This window comes from Litoribacter ruber (assembly GCF_018500185.1).
GTDB lineage: Bacteria > Bacteroidota > Bacteroidia > Cytophagales > Cyclobacteriaceae > Litoribacter > Litoribacter ruber.
Genome location: NZ_JAHBGI010000030.1, coordinates 1 through 8,544, shown reverse-complemented (window position 1 = coordinate 8,544; position 8,544 = coordinate 1). Strand labels below are relative to the sequence as shown.

Sequence of the window (8,544 nt, the reverse complement as noted above, 5' to 3'; positions counted from 1 at the left end):
TTTAGTTTAGCATTAGTAAGAAGAATAAATTTTTTCATCACTTTGGTTTGATCTATATAGTGATGTTGGTGAGGATGGGGTCAACGGATTGAGGACGGGTAAAGATGCCTTTGCCTTTACGTTGGGATATCATGCGGATGATTTCAAGCCTATCAATCCGAATGTGGTTACTTCTGATCAGCGGGATCAATTGTGGAATAGATATGATGACCAAAGAAATACATCAGGTCTGTATAATGGTAATATCGCTTGGATGAATACAGATTTACCTGGGTTAGAAAGTAACCCAATGCAGGCTATGGTGTACTATTATGACCAGTTGCATAGGATTGTCGAAGCAAGAAGCCTAAGGGAGCATGGACCNCTGGGTTAGAAAGTAACCCAATGCAGGCTATGGTGTACTATTATGACCAGTTGCATAGGATTGTCGAAGCAAGAAGCCTAAGGGAGCATGGACCGAATGGTTATGCAACGAGGACTTCAACTCCCAAAGCTTATGATGTTGATTATAGTTATGACGGAAATGAGGACCGAGCGTTAAGGATTGCTCCGGTGGAGCAATCTAGCTCGGGGCCAGGTTGTAGGGTGGGAATAACTTTAAATAGAAGGAATGAACAAGCTACTGTGCAGGATGATTTTGAGTATAGTTATTATGAAAATACTAATAAACTCCGAAATTTAAATCCTACTACTGGGAACAACTATCAATATGATGAGGTAGGAAATTTAGTAGCTGATGTCTCGGAAGGTATTAATAGTATAGAGTGGACACCTTACGGGAAAATAAGGGCAGTCAATAAATCAGACGGGACCAAGCTGGAATTTAGGTATGATGCAGCGGGTCAGCGGATTGAAAAGAAGGTAGGGGAATCGGTTCAGAGGTATGTGAGGGATGCCTCGGGCAATCCTATGGCGATATATGAAATGGATTCCTTGACCGAACAATCAATTTATTGAAGCTCCAGAATAGGAATCCAAGTTGCCAGTTCACAGCAGGGATAAAGGAGCCTGGGAGAAAAGCGGTATTATCTATCAAATCACCTTGGTAATGTTCTGGCGGTTGTTACTGATAATATTCACCTTAATCAGGATAGTACTTGGGCGCAGGTGAGTAGTCTAGCGGATTATTATCCGTTTGGATTGGCGATGGAGGGGAGAGGGAATCAGGATACGACAGTGTATAGGTATGGGTTCAATGGAATGGAGAGGGATGATGAGTGGAAGGGTGAAGGAAGATCATATGATTTTGGTGCAAGGATATATGATCCGAAGGTGGGGAGATGGTTGAGTGTTGACCCCTTGGCAGATAAGTACCCCTCTATTTCTCCATTTGCATTTGTCACAAATAGCCCTTTAAGATTTATTGATCCTGATGGTAGAAAAGTTGTTTTTGCTGAGGGAGTGTCAGATGAGTTTAAAAAACAGTTTTCAGAAGCAGTAAAAATTTTAAACAAATATGGGTTAGGGGGTATGCTTGCTAAGCTACATGCCTCAGATGTAGAGTACTATATTGATGAAGGGAGAAATGTAGGAACATTTGATTATCAAACTAGAACAATCAAGTGGGACCCAAAAATGGGAGTCATAACTAATGAAGGGCAATTATTATCCCCAATAACAGTTTTCAACCATGAGGTTGACCATGCCTTACAGTTTGACACTAAACCAGACCAATACTTTAAGTATAGGGGAGAAAAGGATTTAGACTATAAAAATTTAGAGGAAAAAAGAGTTATTACTGGATCTGAGCAAAAGACTGCAAAGAAATTAGGAGAAATTAAAGAGGGTGAAGTTACTAGAAAAGACCATGAGGGTTCTCCTATAAGAACTAAAGGAGGTCTTTCAACAGAACTAGAAGATGATTAATTGAAAAAGCTATGAAGAATATTTTTGTGTTATTACTGGGTATATTGAGTTTTTGTGATAACTCTGATAAAATAGATTATTTAGAAGTTAAAAAGGTTGATTTTGGAATTACTTCAGTATTTACCATTAAATGCGATAATTTTGAATATTCCTTCCAAGACCAAATAGAGTCACATATAATAAAAGATAAAGAAACAATTTCTAAATTTGAAAATTGGATTAATTCATTAGAATCGGATTCTTCAGATTATCATCCAGATGTTAGAGTAAGAATTACAATATTTTATGAATCAGGTAAAAAGGATGTGATTTGTATGAGCGATCTAGGTATTTTGTATAACGGGAAGTCAAAAAAAATGAATTTTTGTTTATTAAATTACTTAGAATCACTTTAATAAGTAAAAACTTTGCGAATAAATCTTTAACAGTACGATACGGTAAGTGGCGTGCCGAACGGTACGCAGACCTTTCCGGCACAGACCCCGGATGCGATTCCAAGGTTTTAATAGGTTTACCACAGATTACACAAATTAACACAGAGTTGGATTTTGAATTTGCGTGTATCCGGTTAACTTTAGGCCTATTAAAATTAGGATAAGTTTTAGCTTTAGTTTTTAAATTAAAAAATCTGTGCAAATCAGTGTTATCTGTGGTGAACCCATTACACGCCCCCGTATCCGAACTAGCTTTTCAATTCACCACAGAATTCACAGATTAACATAGAAATTGAGTTGTTTTGACAAGTGCAAAGAATCCACCTGCTATAAGGCAGGTTCTGTTCCACAGAAAAAAAAATGATGGCACAGAAGGGGATCTGTGTAATAAGCTGCAACGTACCCAATATGAATTATTTACTTATAAAATCTGTGTTAATCCGAGTAATCTGTGGTGAACCCTACAGCTATACCCGCTACGATGCCAAGGGCAGGGTGACCGAGGTGGGTGAGCTGCTGAGCACGGAGCCTATCGACAGCCTAAAGGCGAAAATTAATACATTAAATTTTCCAGATCTAGGTGAATACACTGCCTATGATATCACCAAAACGGTATATGACAAGCCCCATACGCATAGCGACAGTACTTTCCTGCAGGAGAATCTTAGAAGCCGTGTCAGTTGGACGGCGATGATCGAGAAAGATCAACCTGATACTGTTTTCACGCTGTACAGCTATGATGAGCATGGTAACGTCAAAGGATTGCTCCAGCAGATCCCTGGCCTCGCCCCAAAGCGTACGGAATACGTATATGATCTGGTGAGCGGGAATGTGAATTTTGTGATGTATCAATTTGGGTACGATGATCAATTCATCCATCGGTATAGTTACGATGCAGACAACCGGATAGAGTATGTGCATACGAGTACGGACGGTTATCTGTGGAACAGGGAAGCTACATATCACTATTATCCACACGGACCGCTTGCTAGGGTTGAACTTGGAGAGTATAACGTGCAGGGACTTGATTACTATTATACTTTGCAAGGCTGGCTGAAGGGTGTGAATATGCCAGGGGAGGGTGATCTTGGAGCAGATGGAGTTAACGGGCTGAGAACAGGTAAGGATGCTTTTGCTTTCACGCTGGGTTACCATGCCGATGACTTTAAGCCGATTAATCCAAATGTGGTGACAAGTGACGGAAGGGATGGGCTGTGGAATCGGTATGATGAGCAGAGAGGTACTAGTGGGCTGTATAATGGAAACATTGCATGGATGAATACAGATTTACCCGGTTTAGAGCAGGATCCCATGCAGGCGATGGTGTATCATTATGACCAATTGCATAGGATTGTGGAGGCCAGAAGCCTTAAGGAGTATTCAAGTAACGGATATGCAACTAGGACTAGTACTCCTAAAGCATATGATGTAGACTATAGCTATGACGGAAACGGTAATTTGCTTACATTAAATAGAAGGAATGAACAAGGTAGTGTACAGGATGCCTTCGAGTACAGTTATTATGAGAATACCAACAAGCTGAGGAATGTAGATGGCGGTTCGGGTAATAATTATACTTATGATGAAGTTGGTAATCTAATTTCTGATTCATCGGAAGGGATTACAGGTATAGAGTGGACACCATATGGTAAAGTTAGATCAGTGAACAAGTCTGATGGAACTAAGCTTGAGTTTAGATATGATGCCGCAGGTCAGCGGATAGAGAAAAAGGTAGGGGAATCTATGCAGAGGTATGTCAGGGATGCCTCGGGCAATCCTATGGCGATATATGAAATGGATTCCTTGACCGAACAATCCATTTATGGAAGCTCCAGATTAGGAATCCAAGTGGCCAGTTCACAGCAGGGATACAGGAGCCTGGGAGAAAAGCGGTATGAGCTATCAAATCACCTTGGTAATGTTCTGGCGGTTGTTACTGATAATATTCACCTTAATCAGGATAGTACTTGGGCAAAGGTTATTAATATAACTGACTATTACCCATTCGGGTTAGCTATGGAAGGAAGAGGTTATCAGGATACTACTGTTTATAGGTATGGATTTAACGGAATGGAGCGTGATAATGAGTGGAAGGGAGAGGGTAGGTCATATGATTTTGGGGCGAGGATTTATGATCCGAAGGTGGGGAGATGGTTGAGTGTGGATCCCCACGCTAGTAGTTACCCTAGTCTTTCTGGATATTCAGGTTTCGCAAATAATCCATTAATCTATATAGATCCGGACGGTAGGGATATCATACTTGTTCATGGGACTTGGACAAGTTCAGCTACATGGGAAAATCCAAGAGGAATAAGAAAGGCCTCTAATAATTTGTTTAATGACGATAAATTTGGGAAAGCATTTGATTGGTCAGGAGATAACTTTAGCGGTGCAAGAACGAATGCAGCAATTGGATTAATTGACCACGTAAGAACTCAGATGAAATCTGATGACTTTAATGGTTCAATTACTTTAGTCGGCCACAGTCATGGAGGAAATGTTTCAATCGAAGCTTTAAATATGATGACTGAAATGAAGGAGTTTGATAATATTGAATTTAACTTACTAACTATTAACACTCCCGTTCGTGATGATTATCAATTATCTGAAAAAGCCTCAGAACGAGTTACTCATGCAAACGTTTATGACAAGAAAGACCCTGTACAGATTAATGGAGGAAATAGTACTTGGAATAAACTTTTTGGTTTTTATCAAAGAGGTACAAGAATAGGGAATAGAATAGGTCAGCAAAAAGGTTCAGGAGAGCTAGGTCCTGCGGGCAGAGTATATAACAATGCTCAGCAAAACATAAGTGTTGATAATGCTCAAGGTGTAACAGGAGATTTTCATAACTCCCACAATAGGACTAATGATTGGATAAATAAAACTGAGGACAAATGAAGTATTGGATTTTTTTTGTTATTGTGATTAGTTTAAGTAGTTGTTTCGATAGTAATATAAATACACTTGAACATGAAAGAGTAAAGTTTAAAAACTTGCCAAACGAAGTTATTCATTATCTTAGAAATCCAGACGACTATCACGATGGTATACTATACATGTTAATTGAACTGCCAAAAGGTAAGAAAAATAATTATAGATTAGAAACAGTTAAGACATGGATAGGACCATGGGAATCTCATAAAAAATTAATTAATATCAAGACAAATGTTTATTATAAAATTGATCAAGGAGTTCCTAGGCCATACATTGTATTTGAAAACAATCTTTATGTGCCTGATAGGTATAATATATTTACTACTGTGGATGACTTAAACTCTTTAGAGTTTATTCGATATGAATTGAAATAGTTTAAAAGATAAATATTTATTCCTCAGTTGATATCATTGTTACTGTAGATTTCAATTACAGATATGACGCCATCGGTAATTTGACTTCTGATGAGAAGGAGGGGATTACCAATATAGAATGGACGCCTTATGGAAAGATAAGAGCAGTTAATAAATCTGATGGGACTAAATTGGAATTCAGGTATGATGCCGCTGGGCAACGTATTGAGAAGAAGGTAGGGGAATCGGTGCAGCGGTATGTGAGGGATGCGTCAGGCAATCCGATGGCAATTTATGAGGTGGATTCTTTGACGGAGCAGTCGATATACGGCAGTTCAAGATTGGGTATTCAGGTGGCCAGTTCACAGCAAGGATATAGGAACCTGGGAGGAAAGCGGTATGAGCTAAGCAATCATTTAGGCAATGTATTAGCAGTGGTTTCAGACAACATCCACCAATCTTCAGATAGCACGTGGGCTGAAATTATCAATCTGACTGATTATTACCCATTCGGGTTAGCCATGGAGGGGAGAGCTTACCAAGACTCCTTATCTTATAGATACGGGTTCAATGGGAAAGAAAATGATTCAGAGACGGGTACGCAGGATTATGGGTTTAGGATTTATGATCCGAAGATTGCGAAGTTTTTGAGTGTGGATCCTTTGACTAAATCTTACCCGATGTTGACACCGTACCAGTTCGCATCAAATAGGCCGATTGATGGGATTGATTTGGATGGGTTGGAATATTGGAATTCAACAAGTATATATTCAGAAGGTATAAATGTGGCCGTGGGAAATTTTTATGGATTTAATTTGGGTATTTCAAACGGTACTGCCTGGGATATGATTGGTAAAACCCAATTTAAAACCTATACTGCCGTATGGCCTGGTAACCAAAATTTAAGTGAAAGTAGTACAAATCCTAAAATTATTGGAGGAGCAGAAATAGGTATTGATGGAGGTTTCAACTTTGCATACAAGAAACCGACATTCTCAAAAGCAATGGAGGCTATAGGCATGTCAATGAGTACAGTAAGTGCTAAATGGGGGCTAGGAGGAAGTGTGCAGTTTGGGAAAAATTTGTTTGGAATTAGAGTGGGGTATGGTATAGGAGGAAGTTTTAAAAGTGGAGACCAATCTGTGGTTTTTGAATCTATTTCTATTTCAAATTCAGAAGCTAGTAAAATAAGACTAGGTGAAGATTGGATATTAAGTGAACCATCATTTTACAGAAACAGCCAAGAAGGCAGTATAAGGGCCGAAAGCCAAATTATTATTGATGGAAAAGGAAGTGGGATTAAGGTTTATAGTAATGCTGTTGAGTCAGTTAATGATTCTGGCAGTTTGGAATATAAACCAGATGGAATTTGGAAGTCTAGATCGTATTTTGAAAAAGAAAAGGAGTATAAATAATAACTTTCATAGATATGACATTTAATTTTAAAAGATTTTTAATTTCAATAATAGTAATTTCAATAATTGTTCCAGTCATATGGTATGGGTATGTAGGATATTGGCAGCTTAAAACCAAACGATTATATGTAAAGGCAAATTCAGAATATGAAGTAATGTATGGTTACCATACTAAAATAAATAAAATTGATCAGACTTTGATTGGGAGGAGTAGAGAAGATGGTAGAAAGTTGGTACATTATTATTCCAAATTAAATGAATTAAAGTTCGTTAAAAGGGATACAATCGTTTATAATGGAGATACTTTGTATAAAGATCCGATTTCAGTCCCTGTTCCAATCAATTATGTAGGAGTAAAAACAAGAATATATGTTTCTTCGGATGAAAAATTTAAGGAGGTTGTTAAAGGTTACGTGTTTAATGTTGAATGCTGGGGTTATTTTGTTGCTTATATTCCATCAATTAATATCCATGAAACAGAACCTTCTGAAGAGCAATATATTGATTTTATGAAATATGTAGACCAACTTCCAAAATCCAATAGTAACAGATTTGGTTCATTAAGTCCTTACGGTTTTTATTGTAATTAAGCAGATAACATTTATTTGACTAATGAAAGTGTCTTCCTTCATGAAAAACGTCATTAGGTTTGAGCTGGACCGCCATGATCGAGAAGGACCGGCAGGATACGGTGATTACGTTATATAGCTATGATGAACATGAGGACCGAGCGTTAAAAATTGCTCCGGTGGCCCCGAAAGCTTTCGGGGTTAGCGAGGAGCCTGTCCCGAGAAGCATTTGCGGATCGGGAGGCCAGGTTGCAGGGGAGGAAAGGGTTTACTTCAAAAGATCCCGTGACTGGCCCCTAAGCGTACGGAATATGTATATGATTTGGTGAGTGGGAATGTGAACTTTGTGATGTACCAGAATGGGGATTTGACTATAACTCACCACAGATGTCACAGATTCACACAGAGATAAAAATTAATAAAGAAGTCAAATACACACCTGCCTCGGCAGGATTTGTCCCACATATATTGGATGGATTCCTCTGAGGTGAAGTTTGGATGTGAATATACCGGGTGATGGTGATCCTGGTGCAGATGGAGTCAACGGCCTGAGGACAGGTAAGGATGCCTTTGCCTTTACTTTGGGGTATAATGCGGATGATTAATGAATAAGCAAATTAGGTTAAGCCGATGGCTTTATATGGTGGATTAAGAACACCTTCTAGAAGAATTGCAAATCCTTTTTATCCCGACCGCTGCGCTTATCGGGACCACTGAAAATGGTGGTCTGGCTTCGGAATTGCAAATTCCGAAGAGCAGGAGAGTGGGTTTATAAACTCCATAGTTTATAAGGTTATCCCGAACACTTGACATTCACGGCTTGGTTGATAGGTTTAAGGTCCAGAAGGGAATAGCTGCGCTGGATTCCCTTCTGGACTGATTAATGGATTAGGGCTGGAGTATCTTACGTTAATCCGTTAATCCATTCGGCCCATCACCTTTTTATTCCCTAACCTCCTAAACCTCCCGA

At 39.0% G+C, this 8,544-nt stretch carries 8 protein-coding genes; all 8 read left to right on the top strand.

Annotation, left to right across the window (positions count from 1 at the left end; translation table 11 throughout):
* Positions 1 to 393 precede the first annotated feature (393 nt).
* Positions 394 to 957, top strand: coding sequence for a hypothetical protein (locus tag KIH41_RS17795; RefSeq protein WP_214163303.1), 564 nt, complete (start codon positions 394 to 396; stop codon positions 955 to 957).
* Between the two features lie 150 nt (positions 958 to 1,107).
* Complete coding sequence (locus KIH41_RS17790) at positions 1,108 to 1,866, top strand: RHS repeat domain-containing protein (protein ID WP_214163302.1); 759 nt, start codon at positions 1,108 to 1,110, stop codon at positions 1,864 to 1,866.
* Positions 1,867 to 1,877: 11 nt separating this feature from the next.
* Positions 1,878 to 2,261, top strand: a complete 384-nt coding sequence (locus tag KIH41_RS17785; protein WP_214163301.1) for a hypothetical protein — start codon at positions 1,878 to 1,880, stop codon at positions 2,259 to 2,261.
* A 447-nt stretch (positions 2,262 to 2,708) separates the two neighbouring features.
* Positions 2,709 to 5,201, top strand: coding sequence for an RHS repeat domain-containing protein (locus KIH41_RS17780; protein WP_214163300.1), 2,493 nt, complete (start codon positions 2,709 to 2,711; stop codon positions 5,199 to 5,201).
* Positions 5,198 to 5,611, top strand: a complete 414-nt coding sequence (locus tag KIH41_RS17775; protein ID WP_214163299.1) for a hypothetical protein — start codon at positions 5,198 to 5,200, stop codon at positions 5,609 to 5,611. Before KIH41_RS17780 ends, KIH41_RS17775 begins: the two co-directional genes overlap by 4 nt.
* 263 nt (positions 5,612 to 5,874) lie before the next feature.
* Positions 5,875 to 7,005 carry an RHS repeat domain-containing protein gene (locus KIH41_RS17770; protein WP_214163298.1) on the top strand — a complete coding sequence of 377 codons (1,131 nt, stop codon included), beginning with the start codon at positions 5,875 to 5,877 and terminating at the stop codon, positions 7,003 to 7,005.
* 14 nt (positions 7,006 to 7,019) lie between these two features.
* Entirely contained in the window at positions 7,020 to 7,595 is a 576-nt protein-coding gene (locus tag KIH41_RS17765) for a hypothetical protein (protein ID WP_213946177.1), read from the top strand.
* A 59-nt stretch (positions 7,596 to 7,654) separates the two neighbouring features.
* Positions 7,655 to 7,903 (top strand): hypothetical protein, encoded by a 249-nt coding sequence (locus KIH41_RS17760; RefSeq protein ID WP_213946176.1) that lies wholly within the window; start codon positions 7,655 to 7,657, stop codon positions 7,901 to 7,903.
* Positions 7,904 to 8,544: the final 641 nt, after the last annotated feature.